A 20820-nucleotide genomic window follows, 5' to 3' on the forward strand; every position below is an offset into this window, starting at 1 on the left:
TGCTAACGTTTGGAAAGCGTTTGCGTAATGTGCGCCAGGTGGTGCTTACCGTGCCACGCGTACATACCCAACAGATATGCAAAACTAAAACTTTTGCCCGCCGCCGGATGAAAATAAGTGCGGGAATAGTCTTCCAGGGGGAGGTTTTTCAAAAACATTACCCAGCGGTTATGAATGCTTTTTAACAGTTCCACCGACATTTGGATATCGCCGGTTTTGGCCTCTTTTGTCTCTGCCCATAATGCTTCGTTATATGGCCTTATTGTTGGATGATCTTCTGTAACAATTAACTTTGAGCGTATATATGCGTTCATGTGGCTATCGGCAAGGTGATGTACTACTTGCCTCAAGGTCCAACCGCCTGGCCTGTAAACCTGGTTAAGGGCCTCCGCATTTTGGCTACCAGTCGCCTGGGCGATTTGAGCCGGCAACTCGGCAATTTCACCTATCCATTGCAAGGCCTGATGCATGTCGAAATGATCGGGCATGCTGAACTGACCAATTGGGTATTTGAGTTTTTCGATATCCATGGCACTAAAATACTTATTACAACAAAATCACTTGATCATTTACATGACTTTTTTTAGCCATTTTAACAAGGCCATGTTATACGGGGGATAAATTAGCTTAGTTAAGCCAAATTTAGACTGAAACATTACCGATCGTTCGTGGGTAAAATTTTTAAAGCCATAAATGCCGTGGCAACTGCCCATACCGCTACTATTTACCCCTCCAAAAGGTAGGTTAGGGTTGCTAATATGCACCAGTACATCATTTACACATGTACCACCGGCGCTGGTATGGGTTAAAATCTCATCTACATTCCCATTGTCTTCAGAAAAAATGTAAAGCGATAGCGGCTTATTTTTTGTGTTGATGAAATGAATGGCTTCATCCAAATGGTTATAGGTAATGATGGGTAATATCGGGCCGAAAATTTCTTCCTGCATCACGGCGTTGTTACCGTTAACTTGGGTTAAAACGGTAGGGTTAATCGTTAGCGTATCGGAATTGCGTTCGCCGCCAAAGGTAATCTTGGCGCCGTCTGCAATAGCGTTATTGATCAAATGATCGAGTCGCTGAAATTGTTTTTCGTTGATGATTTTGCCATAAACCGAAAGATTAATATCGCTCCCGTTGAAAAACATTTTCAATACTGCTATTTGGTAATGTTCAATAAATTGTTGCTCCAGTTCGGCGGGAATTAAAACATAATCTGGGGCAATGCAGGTTTGGCCAGCATTAACCAGCTTTCCCCAGGCAATTTTCTCTGCTGCTTTTTTTAAGTTGGCACTTCGATCGATCATGGCCGGCGATTTACCACCGAGCTCTAAGGTTACTGAAGAGAGGTTTTTAGCAGCCGCTTCCATTACAACTTTACCAATTGCAATACTGCCTGTAAAAAAAATATGGTCGAACGGCAGTTTAAGCAATGCGGTAGAAACTTCTGCATCGCCTTCAAAACAGGCTACCTCTTCTGGTTCAAAGGCTTTTTTAATTAATTTAGCAATTATCGCTGCGGTATGCAGACTAAGCTCTGAAGGTTTTATTATGGCACAATTTCCTGCGGCAATTGCAGAGATGAGCGGACTCATAATCAACTGGAAGGGATAGTTCCAGGGTGCTACAATCAGGCAAACACCTTTCGGCTCGGAGTAGATTCTGTTCCTGGCAAACAGATTTGTCATGGTTCTGCCGGCCGACTTAGGTTTCATCCAAGTCTTTACATTTTTAATTGCATGATCTAACTCTGCGTAGATAAAGTATAATTCGGTGACAGCAGTTTCAAACTTACTTTTCCGCAAGTCTTTCTCTAATGCCGCAAATATTTCCTCTTCGGCTGCAACTAAAACATGCTTCAGTTTTTTTAATTTACCTGCACGGATTTTAGCATCGGTTTCACGCAAGGTAAACTGATGTTGCTGTTGTAAGTTGAAAACAGATTTTATCGTATTTTCCATGTCAATTTATTTGCCAACCGTAACAGTCTCACTGGCGATCAGAAAACCCGGCTGGGTTGTGGCATTTAAATTTAGTTAAAATACGCTCAATTCATTAAAAATTCATTGAATTAAAGCATATTGCAATTTATTTTAACTTACAGTGATGAAGAAATTGTTTTTAGTTTTCGCATTCTTAATTCCATCGATTATTTATGCCCAAACCATTAAAACAGATGTATTGGTTATTGGGAACTCAGCGGCCGCTTTTTCGGCAGGTATGCAGGCTTCAGAATCGGGTGTAAAATGTATTGTATTAACACAGGGTGATGGATTTGATATACCAAATATTGAGCAACTGCCCAAAACCGGCCTGCAGAAAATTTTTGATAAGCGAGCTCGGAAAGCATTGAAACTTTCAGATAGTGCAGCGCTACCAAATATGAATAAACAGGTGCTTAATGCCGTTGTTAAAAAATGGTCAGACAGCTCCAAGCTTTTCAATGTAATCAATAACGCAAATTACGAGGAAATCAAGCGTTCTGGCAGTGGCTGGGAGGCAAGGCTAACTAAAGACAAGAGTATTAAAGCAAAAGTACTGATCATTACCGGGCAGTCTGCAAAAATACTTGCTGCATTGAAAACAACAACGTTGAATGCCGCTAAAAGTAGTCTGCTAAATTACGATGAAAACTCCTATCGTACCAGTATTGCGGGGATAGCTGGAACTACCAATTTTCTGTCTATGTACAACTTATTAATTCCCGACCAGGAGAATTTCTTGTATGTTAATGCTCAGGATTACGAAATTGGGCAGGCAGCAGGTGCTACTGCAGCTTATGCAGCATTTTTCGATACAAAAACCAGTCTATCTAACCTTAAGCGCATTCAAGGTGAATTATTGAGCTATAAATTGCCTTTGGTGCCTTTTCAGGATGTAAACCTGGCAGATTCGAATTGGCTTGCTATCCAGAAGATTGGTAACACTGGTTTACTAAAAGGAGACGTAAAAGATGGTAAATTGTTCTTTAATCCGGCACAGGCCGTAAGTTACAATGAGATAAAACAACCTATAAAAGACTATTACTATAAGGCACAAATCTGGTTTGATGATCATCAAAATGTTCCGATCAATTTGGAAAATACCATTTCTTTGGTTTCCTACGTGGGCAATAAAGCGATAGATGCTACACGGCTGGAATTGGAAAAGAAATGGAAGAAAAATTATGGGTTTTCTACAAGCTTCGATTTAAAACGCGTGTTAAGCCGCAGAGAATTTGCCGTAATCATCAATGAATATTTGAAGCCTTTTGACGTAGTGAATGTTGATAAAAGCGGCAAAGTAATTCGTTAGATTTATAATTACAATTAGCCTCTCAATAGGAAGTTGCGATAGCTATTAAAGTTTATTTGTCACTTAAATTGCTTTCTGGAAGAATATCAGTTGTAACATTTCCATTTCCTACGCCTTTTAGTTTATGCATTAACTAAATTGCAGCAAACAAACTCATTTTCATGAAGAAATATTTACTTTTCCTTTTGCTCTGCACAGGCGAATATGCCTTTGCGCAACAATTAGAACCCCTTACGGTTGAAAAGATTATGCGTGATCCGAAATGGATGGGCAGCTCGCCCGCAAATTTCCGATGGACGGCTGACAGTAAAACCTTGTACTTCGACTGGAACCCAGAAAATAAAGCCAAAGAATCACTATATAAAGTTACGCAAGGCGCAAATAAGCCCCTAAAGGCCGTTGATAAAGAAGACAAAAAGTTGCTAAGTGTAAACTATGTATATAATGCCGATAAGTCTGCCGGGCTTATGGAGAAAAGCGGCGATATCTACCTGCAAAACTTTAAAACTAATAAATCTACCAGGCTTACCAATACGCTAGAACGAGAGAGCAATCCGATTTTTTTAGGTAATGGCGACGTTGTTTACCAGTTAGCCGATAACCTTTTTCAGCTCAATTTAAAAACTGCCGAAACGAAGCAGATTACAAATTTTGTGAAAGGAAAAGGTGCGGGACGGACATCTGGTGGTGCTGTTTCTGAGCAAGACAATTGGTTAAAAGCGCAGCAAACGGATCTTTTCGATATCATAAAAAAAAGAAATACAGAAACACGCGGCGGCGAGCGACGAGGAAGGTTTAATGCCGCTGCCAGCGATGCTAAACCATTAAAGCCTTTGTACACCGATGATAGATTCTTGAATAGCGTAGCAATTAGTCCGGATGGACGTTTTGTAACCTACAAACTTACGGCACCAGCTCAAAACAACCACAACACAATTGTACCAAATTATGTTACCGCTTCTGGTTATACTGAAGATATTCCCGGTAGAACAAAGGTTGGTGAACGGGAAAACGTTGCCCAGGGATTTGTTTATGACACCCAAAAAGATTCTTTATATGCTATTCAAACGGCTTCTATTCCGGGAATAAAAGATCTTCCGGCATTCTATAATGATTACCCAAAAGCTTTAGACACCCTGAAAAAGAAGAATGCAGACAGGTTGGTTAACTTTTTTGGTCCCGTGTGGAATGAAAATGGTTCCACGGGGATTATGGTGGCTACTTCTGCCGATAACAAAGACCGTTGGATTTTAAAGCTGGATGCAACCACCGGTAAATTTACGCTTGTAGATCGGCAACATGATGAAGCCTGGATTGGCGGCCCAGGAATCAGCGGGTTCTTTCAGGGCAGCACCGGGTGGATTGACAATAACCATTTCTACTATCAAAGTGAGGCCACAGGTTATTCCCACCTATACGTAGCCGATATTAAAACTGGAGAGAAAAAGCAACTTACCACCGGTAACTGGGAAGTACAGTCGGTTCAGCTTTCTAAAGATAAGAGCGTATTTTACCTCAAAACCAATAAAGAGCATCCGGGTATAACCAATCTCTTCAAAATTAATGTAAATGGTGGTGCGCTGGTGCAAATCACCAACATGAAAGGCTTAAATGATTTCACCTTATCACCAGATGAAAAAAATATTGCCATTAGTTATTCGTATTTAAACAAACCTGGCGAATTATATCTACAAGCCAATAAGGTCGGTGCTAAAGCTGTTAAGGTAACTCAATCTACCACAACAGAATTTAACAGCTACAAATGGCGTGAGCCGGATATGGTTTCGTTTAAAAATAGATATGGTGCAGATGTATATGCCCGGGTTTACAAGTCTGAAAACCCACATCCAAACCATCCTGCAGTTGTATTTGTACACGGCGCCGGTTATTTGCAAAATGTTCATTTTGGTTGGAGCACTTATTTCCGTGAGTACATGTTTAATAATTTGCTAGCTGATAACGGGTATACCGTGATTGACATTGATTACACAGGAAGCTCTGGTTATGGTAGAGACCACAGAACTGGAATTTATCGCCATATGGGCGGAAAAGATCTAACCGACCAGGTGGATGGCGTTAAGTTTTTGGTAGAAAAATATGGTGTTAATCCTAAACATGTAGGTTTGTACGGAGGTTCTTATGGCGGTTTTATTACCTTAATGGCGATGTTTAATGAGGCTGATGTTTTTGCTAGCGGTGCGGCATTGCGTTCGGTTACCGATTGGGCACATTATAACCATGGTTATACCTCTAATATTCTTAATGAGCCTTTTAACGACCCGATTGCATATAAGCAAAGTTCGCCAATTTATTTTGCCGATAAACTCAAAGGCAAATTACTTATGGCACACGGAATGGTTGATGTAAATGTGCATTTCCAGGATATTGTGCGCCTTACACAGCGTTTTATAGAACTAGGGAAAAACAATTGGGAGTTGGCGGTTTACCCCGTGGAGGACCATGGCTTTGTTGAGCCAAGTAGCTGGACGGACGAATATAAACGCATATTTAAGCTATACGAAACTACATTAAAGAAATAGCCGCTAATATGGTTTCATCTGTATAGTTCAATTCATCAGATTTGGGTATTATCAGCCTGAGCTTGTCGCACGGCCTTCAAAGTCTCCGACAAGCTCAATGTGGCTTAACACATCTTTTAACTCGCTTTTGAAAAGCAACCTAGTTGAGTTGCAACTTAAAAGTAAGTCTTAAACTAGTCGGATCTCGTTTACGCGATAATTTTGTCTGTACAACAGGTATGGGTAAAATAAACCCGACAAGAGCGAAAATACTTTTGTAGCACATCCTTATTTATTAGCAATGCTTTTACGGGTTTGCCACCAACTTCCAAGCTCTGCAAAAAAGTATTCAAAAGATTGCAGCGTATGGCGGGACTGGACGCCGCCAAGCGGAACTTCAGTACGTTTTCTTGAAGATAGCTAACGGTGATATTGCGCAAAATGATTATAGTTTTTAACTATATCGTTATCGACAAATACGATTAACAATTAGTTAGTGTGGGTTGATAAAGCATTGATTTAGCCTTACCTTGTGCACCACAAAATCAAAAGACAAAAAATTATGGCAATAGTAGGTAAAAAATTCCCAAGTGTAAGTATTGATGCAATGTCTGACATAGGCGATGACATGAAGATCAATGTATTTGAAGAGGCTGTAAACAAGAATAGCAAAGTGTTATTATTCTGGTATCCAAAAGATTTTACTTTCGTTTGCCCCACAGAATTACATGCTTTCCAGGCCGCATTGCCTGAGTTTGAGCAAAGAAATACCATCGTTATTGGTGCATCTTGTGATACAAATGAGGTACATTTTGCTTGGTTAAACACACCCAAAGATAATGGTGGTATTGAAGGTGTTACATATCCAATCTTGGCTGACACACATAGACAATTATCTGGAATATTAGATATTTTAGACCAGGAAGTTAGTTACGATGAGGAAGGAAATGAATCATTCTCTGGTTCTAATGTGTCTTTCAGAGCAACATATTTAATTGATGAAACCGGCAAAGTTTTTCACGAAAGTGTTAACGACATGCCAGTTGGTAGAAATGTTAAAGAGTATTTGCGTTTAATTGATGCATATGCACACGTTCAAAAACATGGTGAGGTTTGTCCGGCAAACTGGGAAGAGGGAAAAGAGGCAATGAATGCAAACAGAACTGGTGTAGCTGAATACTTAGCCGCTAATTAATTTAATATAGCTATGTTTTTAGAGTTAACAGAGGATAATCTTCAGCAATATTTAGCAGACAACACAAAGGTTATGGTGCAATATGCAGCATCGTGGTGTGGTAACTGCCGTATTATGAAGCCTAAATTTAAAAAATTGGCAGCGGAAAATGAAGACGTTGCTTTCCTGATCGTGGATGCTGAAAAGTTTCCAGGTTCGAGGAAATTTGCCAACGTGGATAACTTGCCAACTTTTGCGGCATTTGAAGGTGGTAACTTGGTTGACCAAGTGCAGACTAACAAAGCAGAAGGGTTAATTGAACTTTTTAATAAAATTAAATAATGAAAATTCCTGTTATAAGACAATTGTTCCAAAACACAACGCCAGCACAGTTAGAAGCTACGCTCGAAGTGTTAGAAGCATTTTGTGAGTTTAGGGGTGTGAGCGAGCACGAAGTAGATGTGGCGGGCGAGATGATTACCAATATTTGCGGAGCGCTGGAAGTGCACCAGATGGTAAGCGACGGAGCTGTTGAGAAAGATGCACTCAATGCATTTGGACAAAAAGTGATGGGATCAATTGATCGATAATTAGTAAAATCATCCGTATTGACAGAGGCCCCTTGTGATTTTATTGCAAGGGGTTTTTTGTGCTAAAAAGTTGGATAGGGTCTATCAAGTTTAGTGATGGCAATTATTTAAAAGTTGATAAAAAAGAAATGCCTTTGGGAACCACTCCAAAGGCATAATCAACCTAAACCTCAAACTAAACTATGAAAAAATCTCTTGCCTAAATGGCGATATATTATTATCCTGATGAAAGGACTTTGTTTCTATTTCTTCCGCTGAAAAAAACAATATTTGTTTCTCTTTTTGGTGGTGCAAAGGTAATAACTATCTGTTAAATATAAAGTATTTATTTGAAAATATTTTTTTAATACATTTTCGTGACAATGTATGGCTGATTGTATGAAATTGACTCATGATCAACTTACTTATAGTCAGAGATTTGGACATGAGATGTGCAGAACTCATATTCTTGGATTTGGTTGGAACCAATTATGGTAAGTCGATCATGAGTATACTTTTCAATCAATTCTTGATACCAGTTTACCCCTTGAACGTCCAGATTGCTGGTGGGTTCATCTAAAAAAAGGATTGGGGAATTGGAACAGCAGGCCAATGCAAGTTTAGTTCGTTGCTTCATTCCTGAAGAAAAATATTTAATTTCTTTGTTGGCAGATTTTTCAAGTCCGAGAATGGATATTAAAGATTTTGAATCTACCCCAGGTGCAAAGCCCTTAAATTTAAAATGAAAATGGATGAGTTCTTTTAAGGTGAATGTTTCAACCAACTCTAAGTATGGCGCTGCTAGACTAACGTATTTATATATTTCCTCTACAGGGATATCTTTTTCATTGTGAAAAGAAATATTCCCTTCTGATGGAGAAAGGCTGCCCGTTAATACACTAAGTAGCGTAGACTTTCCAGAGCCATTCGGACCCAGGATTGCATAGCTGTTGCCAGATATAAATTCGGCGCTTAAGTTTCTGAAGATCCATTCCTTATTAAACCTGCGGCCGATATCGTTCAATACAATCTTCATCTCTATGTATTAGTCCTTAGGCCAGATTATGCTAATGTAGGCAACGATTTTGCCATACATACACTGTTTGTTACACCGATATATTGCCCATAGTTTGGCGTGATTTGATAACCTATTTTCTGGTAAAGGGATATGGCTTCAGGTTGTTTATTCCCAGTTTCTAAAACTGCCCGATTAAAATTAAGCGCTTTCGCCCAGTTTTCAAGCGCTGCAAGCACCTTTGCTGCAATTCCTTGTTTACGGTAGTTTGGTAGTACAAACATGCGCTTAATTTCAACGGTATCAGCTGCGAAAGGTTTAAATGCACCACATGCAACTGGTGTATCACCATCGTATGCGACGATCACTTCCTTAATAGTTTCTACCTTGTTAAACTGTGAATAAAAAGCATGGTCTTCACCATCCCTTATAGCTAAATCCTGGTCTAGCAACACTATCAGTTCTTTAAAGTCGGTGTCTTGGGCATTTGTTCTAACAAGCCTTACTTCACTCATCATATTATTTCTTGGTGTATAGTAATGCGCTTAAACATTTATTTCGAACTTAGCTTCCCATGCCAAAACCCTTCATTACGCCGCGGTTAGAATTACGGATGAAGTCTACAATTTCATCCCGAATTTCTGTTGGTTTAAATTCCGCTTCGATCATATCCAACGCTTTGGTTACGTTATTATGTTTTACAAAGAGTACTCGGTAAATTTCCTGAATTTCGTCTATCTGCTCGTTGGTGAAACCTCTTCTTCTTAATCCAACGGAGTTGATCCCTGCATAAGAAAGTGGTTCGCGTGCCGCTTTAACATAAGGCGGTACATCTTTACGCACCAAAGAACCTCCTGTTACAAATGCGTACGAGCCAACTTTTACAAATTGGTGTATGGCCACTAAACCAGCCAAAACAACATTATTGCCTATGGTAATATGGCCGGCTAAAGTGGTACTGTTAGAGAAGATACAGTTATTTCCTACTTCACAATCATGCGCAATATGCGAATAAGCCTGGATTAAGCAATTGCTGCCAATTACAGTTTTCCATTTATCTTTTGTACCACGATTTATGGTTACACACTCGCGGATGGTTGTATTATCGCCAATTTCTGCCGTTGTTACTTCACCAGCAAATTTTAAATCCTGAGGTTCGCCAGAAATAACGGCCCCAGGAAAAATGCGACAATTTTTTCCAATACGTGCACCATCCATAATGGTAACATTAGAACCAATCCAGGTTCCTTCTCCAATAACAACATCTTTATGTATCACTACAAAAGGTTCAATTACCACATTTTCGGCAATTTTTGCTTGGGGATGGATATATGCTAGAGGTTGTATCATAACTGAGCAGGTTCTGTTTGTTTAACTTTTGAAATTTGAGCCATCATTTCGGCTTCGACAACTATCTTTTCGCCAACCATGCCAACACCTTTCATTTGGGCAATGCCCCTTCTTATCGGCTCCAGTAAATCGCATCGGAACACGATGGTATCGCCAGGAAGAACCTGCGCCCTAAACCTAACATTATCTATCTTTAAGAAGTAGGTAAGGTAGTTACTAGGATCTGGAACGGTGCTTAATACCAGAATTCCTCCAACTTGTGCCATTGCCTCAATTTGGATTACACCCGGGAAAACAGGAGCACCCGGGAAATGGCCTTTAAAAAACTCTTCGTTCATGGTTACGTTTTTAACGCCCACAACATGGTTTTTAGATAATTCTAAAATTTTATCTACAAATAAAAATGGTTGACGATGAGGCAAAATGTCCATAATCTGAACAACGTCGTATAATGGCTTAGCGCTTGGATCGTACACCTTTTGTATTTTCTTATTTTTCTCTTTCTTTATTGCTGCTTTAATTTTTTTGGCAAAAGCAACATTGGCTGCATGGCCCGGACGAGCAGCCATGATATGCCCTTTCAGGTGCATACCTACAAGGGCCAAATCGCCAATCATATCTAACAATTTGTGGCGTGCAGGTTCATTCTGGTAACGCAACTCCATATTATTGAGGATGCCTTGCGGGGCCACATCAATATCTTTGCGGTTAAATAGTTTGGCCAAATGGCTTAACTCGTCTTTGGTTACCTCTTTATCTACAATAACGATGGCATTATTTAAATCGCCCCCTTTAATTAAATTATGTTGAAGCTGATATTCCAGTTCGTGCAGGAAGCAAAAGGTGCGGCAGGAAGCAATTTCTTTTTTAAACTCTGCAATGGTATTGATACCAGCATGTTGGCTACCTAAAACCGGAGAGTTATAATCAATCATGCAAGTAAAACGATAATCGTCTAACGGCATAGCCACGATTTCTACTTTTCGATCTGCTTCAGTGTAAGTAATGTTATGTGGAATGGTGAAATATTCTCGATCTGCATTTTGCTCTACTGAACCCACTTCCTCCAAAAGGTCGATAAAAAGAATTGAGCTTCCGTCCATGATAGGTGTTTCCGGGCCATCTAACTGGATCAAAACATTGTCTAAATCCATTCCAATCAATGAGGCCATCACATGCTCTACCGTGCTAACGCTCGCTCCATTTTGCGTAATGGTTGTACCACGGGAGGTGTCGGTTACATTATCTGCATCTGCATCGATAATCGGTTGCCCTTCTAAATCAATTCGCTGAAATTTAAAGCCATGATTTTCTGGGGCGGGGCAAAATGTTAGTGTAACATTTGCTCCGGTGTGCAAGCCAACGCCCGAGGCAGATATTTCTTTTTTAATCGTTTTTTGTCTAACGTTCATTGTGTATTGTATTCTTTTCCAATTCAGCGGTAAGCTTTTTCAATTCGTCTTCAAGCACGTTAATTCTTTTTTCTACATCAGGTAGATGCTTAAAAATTACCGATGCCCGCATCCAATTGCGCAAAGGTTGCGCCGGACTGCCATGCCACTGTTTATTTTCTTCTGTAATGTTAAAGTTTATGCCCGCTTGCGCACCAATCTGTGTGCCTTTAGCGAGTGTTAAGTGACCCGCTATGCCAACCTGGCCGCCAACAACACTGTTAGGGCCTATTTTCGTGCTACCAGATATGCCTGATTGTGCCGCAAGTACGGTATTTTCGCCAATTTCCACGTTATGTGCAATCTGTATCAGGTTGTCGATTTTAGCACCTTTTTTAACCACAGTAGATCCCATGGTTGCCCTATCTACAGTAGTATTTGCGCCAATTTCCACATCATCTTCAATAATCACATTTCCAATTTGCGGAATTTTATTGTAGGTACCATCTTTCTGTGGTGCGAAGCCAAAGCCATCGCTGCCGATAACAGTGTTGGCATGAATGACAACCTTATTACCGATAACAGAGTTATGGTATATTTTTACTCCAGGGAAAAAGGTGCAATTTTCACCAATTTTTGAGTTTGCACCCACAAAAGTTTGAGCGTTAAGTTTAGATCCATCGCCGATTATCACATTCGCTGATACGTAGGCAAAGGCATCGATAAAAACGTTTTTGCCAATTTTTGCGGTTGGATGTACAAATGCCAATTTATCAACGCCAGACTGTTGTGCCTGGGCATTAACGGCCTCATTGTACTTATCTAATAAGATTGTAAAGCCGCTATAAGGGTTATCAACACGGATTAATGTGCTGGTATAAGCTTGGGTAGGTACAAAATCTTTAGAAACAATTACAACCGATGCAAGTGTAGAGTACAAAAAGTTTTCGTACTTCGGGTTTGATAGGAAAGATAAGGATCCTTGTTTACCGTCTTCTATTTTAGAAAGCTCAGTAACTGCCACATCGGGGTTGCCGTCAATGGAACCATTTAGAAACTCGCTTATCTGCTTTGCAGTAAATTGCATCGTACAAAGGTATATGTTAAATTGATATGAACAAAAAAACCTGTCCAGGTTAACTCGTGTATATTTTTACACAATAGTAAGATTTAAAACGGCAGTAAAAGTTTAATATTTTGTTTACTAAGCTTAAATCCCCCTGGGGTAGCAGAGAATATGCTTCTCTACTGTTTTCTGCAACGATTCTAGATTGGATAAATCTGAGGCCTTTGCAATATCGACAATATCGTTATTTTTCATTAAAATCTTTATGTTGCCAACGCCGGCATTGTAAGCCCGGTTTTGAATAGCATCTGTAAAAACAAAGTATCTGGCTTCTGCCGGCCTAAGCCCCAGCAAATCTACCGCTGCATCTTTTAAAAATGTAACGCGATCTGGGTTTGCGGGCTCATTGCTCATCTCTACTTTATATAAATTTCTTGAAGTAAGCATTTCACACAGTGTTGCCAGTATTTTATCTGGGTGTTTAACCCAAACCTTTACGGCAGCGTAAATATCTTGATCGTCTAAGTTGGTAAAATGTGCTAAATTTTCCTGGCTGGAAAAAAAGTTACGCTGGTTAATGTCGTTCTTAAGAAAATGCGCTAGAGAAGGTGCAGCAAACAAATCATCGCCAGCTGCAGATAATTCTTTCGCCCTTTCTAGTATTTTCACCAGGATCATCTCTCCAGCTATAACAGTTTTGTGAAGGTAAACCTGCCAGTACATCAGCCGGCGGGCAATTAAAAACTTTTCTATCGAGTAGATGCCCTTCTCTTCTATAACGAGGTTATCATCAAAAACATTAAACATTTTGATGATGCGATCAAAACTGATTACGCCCTCGCTTACACCGGTAAAAAAGCTATCGCGGTTAAGGTAATCCATCCGGTCTAAATCTAACTGACCTGAAATAAGCTGATGCAAAAACTTTTTCGGGTACGTTCCATTAAATACCTCAATGGCATGTGTTAATTTTCCTTGGAAATGATGATTTAGATTCTGCATTAACCTGGCAGAGATATCTTCGTGCATGATTCCTGAAACCAGCGAATGCTCTAATGCATGAGAGAATGGCCCATGGCCAATATCGTGCAGTAAAATGGCCAGTATTGCTGCTTCTTCTTCACCTTCGGTGATGATGTGCCCTTTGCTCCTCAAAATTTCGATTGCCAAGCCCATGAGGTGCATAGCGCCGAGGGCATGATGAAACCGGGTGTGTAAGGCGCCAGGGTAAACCAAATGTGTCATCCCCAGCTGCTTAATATAACGCAGGCGCTGGAAATACGAATGTGAAATCACATCGTAAACTAGCGCCGAGGGAATACTAATGAAGCCGTATACGGGATCATTTATTATTTTCTTCTTGTTCAATCGTTAAAAATAGTTAAATGGATAGATACGGTACAAAAATTGCTATTTTTATTTATAGTTTGATTTACTGGTCTTAATTAAAAGACTGTACACATCTATTTTTACAAAAACATGCAAGAAACTAAAATATTGTGGGCCGATGACGAAATCGACTTGCTAAAACCTCATATACTATTATTAAATGATAAGGGTTACGATGTAACAACATTTACAAACGGAAACGATGCTTTGGAAGCCTTTGGCAAAGCACATTTCGATTTGGTTTTTTTAGATGAAAATATGCCGGGTATGAGTGGGATAGAAACACTGTCTGCCATTAAAAACCTGAATCCCGATGTGCCTGTGGTATTGATTACAAAAAGCGAAGAAGAAAACTTAATGGAAGATGCCATCGGCAGCAAAATAGATGATTATTTAATCAAGCCTGTAAACCCGAAACAGGTATTGCTAACGATAAAAAAGCTTATAGACAATAAGAGATTGGTAAGTGAAAAAACCTCTATGGCCTATCAGCAGGATTTTCGCCGCTTAGGGATGACTTTGAGCGACAGGCTTAGCTATGATGAGTGGATAGATGTTTATAAGAAAATTGTTTTTTGGGAGTTAGAACTCGAGAAATTAGACGATCCGCAGATGCATGAAATTTTAACCATGCAAAAACAAGAAGCAAATACCCAATTCTCTAAATTTATACAGGAAAATTATCTAGATTGGATCAAGAACAAAGACCAATCGCCGTTGTTGTCAAACGACTTGCTAAAGAAAAAAGCCTTCCCACATATCAACGATAATACACCAGTATTTTTCATTTTGATTGATAACCTGCGTTATGATCAGTGGAAAATTATTAATCCTTTAATTTCAGAATACTTCAGGGTTGATGAGGAAGACATGTATACGAGTATCTTGCCTACAGCTACACAATATGCCCGGAATTCAATTTTTTCTGGTTTAATGCCTCTTGAAATGGAAAAACGTTTTCCACAGCTCTGGCAAAATGATGATGATGAGGGAGGGAAAAATTTACATGAGGAGGCTTTCTTAGCAGATAACATTAAGCGAAGCTTAAGAAAGGATTGTAAATTTAGTTACCATAAAATTTTAACTTTCGAACAAGGCAAGGATTTGGTTGACCAGACCAACAATCTCCTGCAAAATGATTTCAATGCCATAGTTTTTAACTTTGTAGACATGCTCAGTCATGCTCGTACAGATATGCAAATGATTAGAGAGTTAGCCAATGATGATGCAGCTTACCGTTCGCTTACCCTATCTTGGTTTGAGCATTCACCACTTTGGGATTTGTTGAAGAAAATTGCACAGAAAAAAGTTAAGGTGGTAATTACAACCGATCACGGAACAATTAGGGTGAAAAAACCGGTGAAAGTAATCGGCGACAGGGCAACAAACACCAACTTAAGATACAAACAAGGAAGAAACTTGAATTTTAACGCGAAAGATGTTTTTCTGATTAAGAATCCTCACGATGCCATGCTGCCTAAGATCAATATCAGCAGTAGCTATATTTTTGCTCAGGAAGATAGTTATTTTGTATATCCGAATAACTACAATCAGTTTGTAAACTATTATAACGAAACTTTCCAACACGGCGGAATTTCTTTGGAAGAAATGATTATCCCGGTGGTAACCTATTCGCCAAGGTAGGTAGCGAATTTAAATACGGCCTATGTAAATGAACCAATGGTTCTCTTAGGCGTAATACAGCTGGTCGCTCCCAACCTGCAAAATAGAAGTAACTAATTTAAAGGCAAAAGCAATGCAATTATGTATTACTTTTGCCTTTATTTATTTAAGATGGATATAGCCGTTAACAATTTAACAGATTTACCTGAGGTAGCAAAACAGCTTTTAGCATTTGCAGGTGAGGAAAAAATTTTCATTTTCGATGGCGACATGGGTGCCGGAAAAACCACCTTCATTAAAGTATTTTGTAGCATTATGGGTATTGAAGATGTGGTATCTAGTCCAACGTATTCCATTGTTAACGAATATGGAAGTGCAAATGATTTGGTTTATCATTTCGATTTTTATCGCATTAAAAATATCCAGGAGGCATATGATTTAGGTTACGAGGAATATTTTTATGGAGGGGGCATTTGCCTGATTGAATGGCCGGAAAGAGTGGCAGAATTATTGCCGGATAGATATGTAAAGGTGGCGATAACCGTGGTTGATGAAAACAGGCGATTATTCCGCTTTTCGAAGGCAGAGAATTAGCATTCAATTAATTAACAGAATTTCCCTATCTTGAACAACCTAAAACTAAGACATTTTTAACATCATGGCTACAGGATTACGCGAAGGAATGGCCGATATTGCCCGTCAGGGTTTGTTGCAAACGCAAGAGGCAACTTTAGAAACCAGAAACAGGAAAAATAGCCTGAATATTGGAATACCAAAAGAGATTTCATTCCAGGAAAATAGAATTGCGCTAACCCCCTTATCTGTAGCGTTGCTTGTAAATAACGGCCATCGGGTTGTATTGGAAAGCGGAGCGGGTATTGCCGCTAACTTTTCTGATTCGGAATATGCAGAGCAGGGTGCTAAAATAGCCTATGATAAAAAGGAAGTATTTGATTCCGATATCCTGGTAAAAATTGCTCCTCCGATGTTAGAGGAAATTGAGTTAATGCACAAAGGACAAACCTTAATTTCTTCGCTTCAAACCGGAACCCTAAAGCAAGATTACCTCAAAGCTTTAATGCAACGCAAGATAAACGCACTATGTTTTGAAAATCTTCGTGATGAGGGAAACGTGTTAAGCGTGGTAAGGGCCATGAGCGAGATTGTAGGTTCTACCTCTATTTTGATTGCTGCAGAATATTTAAGTAATGTAACCGGTGGAAAAGGCTTAATGCTGGGCGGCTTTACCGGTGTACCGCCCACAGAAATCGTAATTTTAGGAGCCGGGACAGTAGGAGAATACGCCGCCAGAACGGCTTTAGCGTTAGGTGCAGAAGTTAAAGTTTTTGATAGTTCGATCTATCGTTTACGTCGTTTACAAAATAACTTGGGCAGCCGCGTGTTTACTTCTGTGATGCAACCCATTGTTCTAAATAAAGCCATCGTAACCTGTGATGTTGTAATTGGCGCTATTCGTGCCAGCCATGGCAGAAGTCCATGCATTGTTATGGAAGAAACGGTAGCAAAGATGAAGCCCCATTCAGTAGTTATTGATATTAGCATAGACCAGGGCGGTTGTTTTGAAACTTCTGAAGTGACCAACCATACCAATCCTATTTTTAGGAAATATGATGTGATTCATTATTGTGTGCCCAATATTGCCTCGCGTGTTCCACGAACAGCATCTTACGCCTTAACAAATATTTTTGCGCCGATTTTGTTAGATATTGGAGAATTTGGCGGGTTGATGAATATGGTTTGGAATAACCCAGGAATCCGCGAAGCGCTCTATATTTATCAAGGCAATTGTACAAATAAGGATTTGGCCGATATGTTTAATCTGCCATTTAAAGATTTGGAGTTGTTGGTGGTTTCAAACCAGTAATCAGTAACGACAAATATCCCTTAATTCTCTACTACAAATCGCTGCTTAATGAAAAATTTGTATTTCATTTTACTGTTGATATACAGTTTGCCTGCCTCTGCTCAAAAGAGTCCTTCTCCAATTAAGAAGCTGGAGGTCATCAGCTCCTATGCCGGATATTTACAAACCGTAAAAGATAATCGCAATAACGAGCTGGTTGAGTTGAAAAAGGAGATTCCAAACATTAAGCTTGATATTAAGTATGCTACGACACAGAACTTTATGCATCAGGTAATGTATCAGCAAGCAAGGGCCTTTGCCCGCCGTCCTGTAGTAGAAGCTTTAAAGAAAATTCAAAAAGAGCTTAGTAAGAAAGGATTAGGGTTGAAGATTTTTGATGCTTATCGGCCATACGCCATTACGGTAGCCTTTTATAAGAAGGCGAGTGATAAAAATTTTGTGGCGAATCCGGCTAAAGGATCTAAACATAACCGTGGTTGTGCAGTAGATCTTACCCTCATCAATCTAAAAACAGGAAAGGAGCTAGAGATGGCTACACCTTATGATAGCTTCTCTGCTGCTGCGGCAGCAAACTACGAGCCTGTAAATCCTACCGTTCGAAAGAATAGAGCATTTCTAATGGCAACTATGCAAAAATACGGTCTTCATGTTCTGGCAAATGAGTGGTGGCATTACGATTTCGTAGGTTGGGAGAATTATAAGCTGATGGATATCCCGTTTCAGCGGCTATAAGTTGCGGCGGAATATTTTTGGATGGATGGAACCCTGCCCATTAATTCAATGATCAACGCGAAGTTAAATTCGTTATTAGCGAATCACATCATTTAACTACCTATAAATGATGTGGCCTCCCAAACTGATCCATCTTTACCCGGGCTTTATCATCCTTTACTGTCAATCGAAAAATATAGTCGTAATCATCATCTGTTAGCAATTCCTTAGGCCTCTTGCCACCAAATGCCTCTATAATTTCGAGCACGGTATTAGAATGGCCTGCAACAATAATGGTTTGGCCTATATAATTCTTCTTTACTGAATCAACCAGGCTTTTAGTATCGCTATAATTGATAATCTTCGCAATAATTAGGGAGTCTAAAGTTTGATGTGTGCGTTTGTAAGGCGTGGAAAAACCCACGTCTATTTTTACTTTTTTGAGATAAGAAGCTAAATCTCCAGCTCTAATTCTTCCCTCGTCGGTAAGATTGGGGTCTTTATCTTGTGGATCTGATTTATCTTTTTCTGCATGTCTCACCACCCAAATTTCAGTTGTTTGGGAAAATGCATGTGCGAGGGTTAATGTACACAGTGCAACAAGCAGGATTATTCTTTTCATCCCATAAAGATTGAAAAATAAACTGTTAATTAAAAACATGATGTTGCACAACTGCACAGTACAGCCAAGAGGTTAACATGCGATTTGGAGTAATGAAGAAAATTTATACTTCCTCGTCGCTGTGATCTATCCCTTTAATTTTAGCAAGACAATCAATAAAAAGATCGAGATCTGCTGTTGTATGCCAGCTACTTAAAACAATTCGATTTATTGGTGGGCTATCTTTAGTAGGATATGGGAATGATGAAATAAGCATTTGATAGCTGCTCAGTTTTTGAGCAATATTTTCCTGCTTCGTTAAGAAGGCTGGAAAGTTGGGCGCACCATGCCACGAAGAACTTAAATTTTGTTTCAGGTGGCTGATGTTCTGTTGAAGCTTAACCCAAGCTGTGTTATAAATTTCCGCTGCATGAATAAATGCAAATAACCCAGCCGCTGTGGGAGGAGATGCGCCAACAAATATATTTGTATTTTTTAATTGTGCTATAACGGCCTTATCAGCTAAAACTAAACCTGCATCAATTCCTAACGCTTTAGCCATCGATGCCACAACAACAGTTTCTACGTTTTTGAGCTTAGGTAGTTCGCTAAACGCACCTAATCCATTATTGTTTACGCCAATTCCGTGTGAGTCATCAACAATAAGTACAATGTTTTTGTCTGGTTTAATTTCTTCCAGGAAATCGAAATCATAAACTTCTGGAAAGAGATTATTCATCGAGTTGCTGATTAGCACATAGTTTTGCTCCTGCGATGAATTTATAGTTTCAATGGTGTGATGCTTCCATTGGCTAAATGAATTACTGAAGGTATCAGGTTGTCCGTTTAACCAGAGTGCCGGATGCGTTGCTGGCGCATAGATCACCTTTCCAAATGCCGACAGTGATTTAACAGTGAGCTGTGCTGCTAAATAACCGCTTGAGGTAATCAATGCATCATTGGCTAGAAACCTTGTTGCCGCTTCTTGTTCTGCTGCATCATAAATGCCCAGCTGAATATTATTGCTTCGACTGGTTCCATTATTTAGGCCAAATTTCTTTATTCCTTCAAGGTATAAATGAATGAACGCCTCATTTTGTGGGATGCCTAAATAGGCTGTTCCGCCAAAATAGAGGTAAGTTTTTCCATCAACGATAACTGTATTTGAAAAAGGTTGATTAATCGATCTAAAATCGGTATTCATTTTTAATTGTAATTTCGGCCCAGCTCGTCATTTGCCGCCCTTATGATTGATTTACTGCCATTATCATCATGATAAAATTCCCAGAACATCACGCCATTGGCGGTTTCTTTTGCAAGTTTAGATTTTTTCTTCGTGGTTAAAATACCATTAAAATAATATTGGACGCCATCAATGATACCATAATCCAGATTCACATCTGCATTCGCTGCAACGAAATCGCGGTAGGCTTTCGATGCATTTGCCGCACTTTTACCATATGCAGGAATTCCTAATACCGCCTTCTGCTTAGGCATGCCGCGGGTACCTATCCAATAATTTAAACTTGCAACCGCCATGTTATAAGAAGCATGTTGAATTGGTTCATCTTTGTCCCAGCCAATGCCATCGTAAACCATAATGTTAAAAAAATCAACTGAAGGAAAAACTTCAGATTTTAAGCCATCACGAATACTTCCGGCGTAAACACCCGGTGTGATGGCGGCACTTAAAAATTTATTGTATTTGTGCAGCGAATCAGATAGTTCTTTCATCAATAAAACATAATTGTCTGCAGAACCATCGGCCGTGCTAGGATATTCCCAATCCATATCAACACCATCTAAATTATTGGTTCGGGCGAAGCCAAGCACATTTTTAACAAATAATTTTCTTGCTGATGCTGAGGCTGCCATTTCAACGAAAATGCTACGTGTACCCGAAACTGAAATACCCGTTTTAACACCATTAGCCCTCGCCTTTTGCATTACAGCCGCAAAGCGGGAAGGTTGTTCTAAATTGGCTAATGAACCGTCGGTGTTTGGATTAAGAAAAGCATAAAACAGATGGGTAACCATCTTAAATTTTGCGTCGGCAATGCCATTCGGATCGCGATAGCTTGGAAAGTACGCTATAACTTTGAAACTATTGTCTGGCACATAAGGTTTTGGTGATTCAACCGGAATTGGTAGATCAGTGATGCCATCGTTTTTTTTACAGGAAGAAATTCCGATTACCAAAATTGCAGCGAACAGAAAGTAAATTTTTTTCATA

20 protein-coding genes are annotated in these 20820 nt (G+C 39.5%); 9 read left to right on the plus strand and 11 right to left on the minus strand.

Annotated features, from left to right (window positions below):
* Window positions 1–2: 2 nt before the first annotated feature.
* The gene (locus OQ268_RS04475) at window positions 3–530 is read right to left on the minus strand and encodes a YfiT family bacillithiol transferase (protein WP_265854901.1); all 528 of its coding nucleotides are present in this window, start codon (window positions 528–530) and stop codon (window positions 3–5) included.
* Between the two features lie 39 nt (window positions 531–569).
* The gene (locus tag OQ268_RS04480) at window positions 570–1961 is read right to left on the minus strand and encodes an aldehyde dehydrogenase family protein (protein ID WP_265854902.1); all 1392 of its coding nucleotides are present in this window, start codon (window positions 1959–1961) and stop codon (window positions 570–572) included.
* 145 nt (window positions 1962–2106) lie between these two features.
* Between OQ268_RS04480 and OQ268_RS04485 the strand changes: the two genes are divergently transcribed.
* The 5 genes from OQ268_RS04485 (at window position 2107) to OQ268_RS04505 (ending at window position 7577) form a co-directional block, all read left to right on the plus strand.
* Window positions 2107–3294 (plus strand): hypothetical protein, encoded by a 1188-nt coding sequence (locus OQ268_RS04485; protein ID WP_265854903.1) that lies wholly within the window; start codon window positions 2107–2109, stop codon window positions 3292–3294.
* 161 nt (window positions 3295–3455) lie between these two features.
* On the plus strand, window positions 3456–5834 hold the full coding sequence (locus OQ268_RS04490) for a S9 family peptidase (protein WP_265854904.1): 2379 nt from the start codon (window positions 3456–3458) through the stop codon (window positions 5832–5834).
* Window positions 5835–6375: 541 nt separating this feature from the next.
* Window positions 6376–7008 (plus strand): peroxiredoxin, encoded by a 633-nt coding sequence (locus OQ268_RS04495; RefSeq protein ID WP_265854905.1) that lies wholly within the window; start codon window positions 6376–6378, stop codon window positions 7006–7008.
* 12 nt (window positions 7009–7020) lie between these two features.
* Window positions 7021–7329, plus strand: coding sequence for a thioredoxin family protein (locus OQ268_RS04500; protein ID WP_265854906.1), 309 nt, complete (start codon window positions 7021–7023; stop codon window positions 7327–7329).
* Window positions 7329–7577 carry a DUF6952 family protein gene (locus tag OQ268_RS04505; protein WP_265854907.1) on the plus strand — a complete coding sequence of 83 codons (249 nt, stop codon included), beginning with the start codon at window positions 7329–7331 and terminating at the stop codon, window positions 7575–7577. Before OQ268_RS04500 ends, OQ268_RS04505 begins: the two co-directional genes overlap by 1 nt.
* A 400-nt stretch (window positions 7578–7977) precedes the next feature.
* Here OQ268_RS04505 and OQ268_RS04510 read toward each other — a convergent pair whose 3' ends face one another.
* The 6 genes from OQ268_RS04510 to OQ268_RS04535 all read right to left on the minus strand — a co-directional run bounded on the left by OQ268_RS04510 (window position 7978) and on the right by OQ268_RS04535 (window position 13746).
* Window positions 7978–8592, minus strand: coding sequence for an ABC transporter ATP-binding protein (locus OQ268_RS04510; RefSeq protein WP_265854908.1), 615 nt, complete (start codon window positions 8590–8592; stop codon window positions 7978–7980).
* Between the two features lie 26 nt (window positions 8593–8618).
* On the minus strand, window positions 8619–9089 hold the full coding sequence (locus tag OQ268_RS04515; RefSeq protein WP_265854909.1) for a GNAT family N-acetyltransferase: 471 nt from the start codon (window positions 9087–9089) through the stop codon (window positions 8619–8621).
* Window positions 9090–9135: 46 nt separating this feature from the next.
* Window positions 9136–9921 carry an acyl-ACP--UDP-N-acetylglucosamine O-acyltransferase gene (gene lpxA, locus OQ268_RS04520; protein ID WP_010599175.1) on the minus strand — a complete coding sequence of 262 codons (786 nt, stop codon included), beginning with the start codon at window positions 9919–9921 and terminating at the stop codon, window positions 9136–9138.
* Window positions 9918–11333, minus strand: a complete 1416-nt coding sequence (locus OQ268_RS04525) for a bifunctional UDP-3-O-[3-hydroxymyristoyl] N-acetylglucosamine deacetylase/3-hydroxyacyl-ACP dehydratase (protein WP_265854910.1) — start codon at window positions 11331–11333, stop codon at window positions 9918–9920. The genes lpxA and OQ268_RS04525 overlap by 4 nt, the downstream gene beginning before the upstream one ends.
* Window positions 11323–12399: a UDP-3-O-(3-hydroxymyristoyl)glucosamine N-acyltransferase gene (gene lpxD, locus OQ268_RS04530; RefSeq protein WP_265854911.1), complete on the minus strand. Its 1077-nt coding sequence runs from the start codon at window positions 12397–12399 to the stop codon at window positions 11323–11325. The genes OQ268_RS04525 and lpxD overlap by 11 nt, the downstream gene beginning before the upstream one ends.
* Window positions 12400–12522: 123 nt before the next feature.
* Window positions 12523–13746 (minus strand): HD domain-containing protein, encoded by a 1224-nt coding sequence (locus OQ268_RS04535; RefSeq protein ID WP_265854912.1) that lies wholly within the window; start codon window positions 13744–13746, stop codon window positions 12523–12525.
* Window positions 13747–13857: 111 nt separating this feature from the next.
* On the opposite strand from OQ268_RS04535, the gene porX reads away from it, so the two are divergent.
* From porX to OQ268_RS04555, 4 genes are all read left to right on the plus strand, one after another.
* The gene (gene porX / locus OQ268_RS04540) at window positions 13858–15411 is read left to right on the plus strand and encodes a T9SS response regulator signal transducer PorX (protein ID WP_265854913.1); all 1554 of its coding nucleotides are present in this window, start codon (window positions 13858–13860) and stop codon (window positions 15409–15411) included.
* Between the two features lie 150 nt (window positions 15412–15561).
* Window positions 15562–15984 (plus strand): tRNA (adenosine(37)-N6)-threonylcarbamoyltransferase complex ATPase subunit type 1 TsaE, encoded by a 423-nt coding sequence (gene tsaE, locus OQ268_RS04545; RefSeq protein ID WP_265854914.1) that lies wholly within the window; start codon window positions 15562–15564, stop codon window positions 15982–15984.
* A gap of 64 nt (window positions 15985–16048) precedes the next feature.
* On the plus strand, window positions 16049–17275 hold the full coding sequence (locus tag OQ268_RS04550) for an alanine dehydrogenase (protein ID WP_265854915.1): 1227 nt from the start codon (window positions 16049–16051) through the stop codon (window positions 17273–17275).
* A gap of 48 nt (window positions 17276–17323) precedes the next feature.
* Entirely contained in the window at window positions 17324–18007 is a 684-nt protein-coding gene (locus OQ268_RS04555) for a M15 family metallopeptidase (protein WP_265854916.1), read from the plus strand.
* A gap of 100 nt (window positions 18008–18107) precedes the next feature.
* Here the strand turns inward: OQ268_RS04555 and OQ268_RS04560 are convergent, their stop codons facing one another.
* From OQ268_RS04560 to OQ268_RS04570, 3 genes are all read right to left on the minus strand, one after another.
* Entirely contained in the window at window positions 18108–18608 is a 501-nt protein-coding gene (locus tag OQ268_RS04560) for a SixA phosphatase family protein (protein ID WP_265854917.1), read from the minus strand.
* A gap of 103 nt (window positions 18609–18711) precedes the next feature.
* Entirely contained in the window at window positions 18712–19791 is a 1080-nt protein-coding gene (locus tag OQ268_RS04565; RefSeq protein ID WP_265854918.1) for an aminotransferase class I/II-fold pyridoxal phosphate-dependent enzyme, read from the minus strand.
* 2 nt (window positions 19792–19793) lie between these two features.
* Window positions 19794–20819 carry a glycosyl hydrolase family 18 protein gene (locus OQ268_RS04570; protein ID WP_265854919.1) on the minus strand — a complete coding sequence of 342 codons (1026 nt, stop codon included), beginning with the start codon at window positions 20817–20819 and terminating at the stop codon, window positions 19794–19796.
* Window position 20820 lies beyond the last annotated feature (1 nt).

The organism is Pedobacter sandarakinus (assembly GCF_026240095.1).
GTDB lineage: Bacteria > Bacteroidota > Bacteroidia > Sphingobacteriales > Sphingobacteriaceae > Pedobacter > Pedobacter sandarakinus.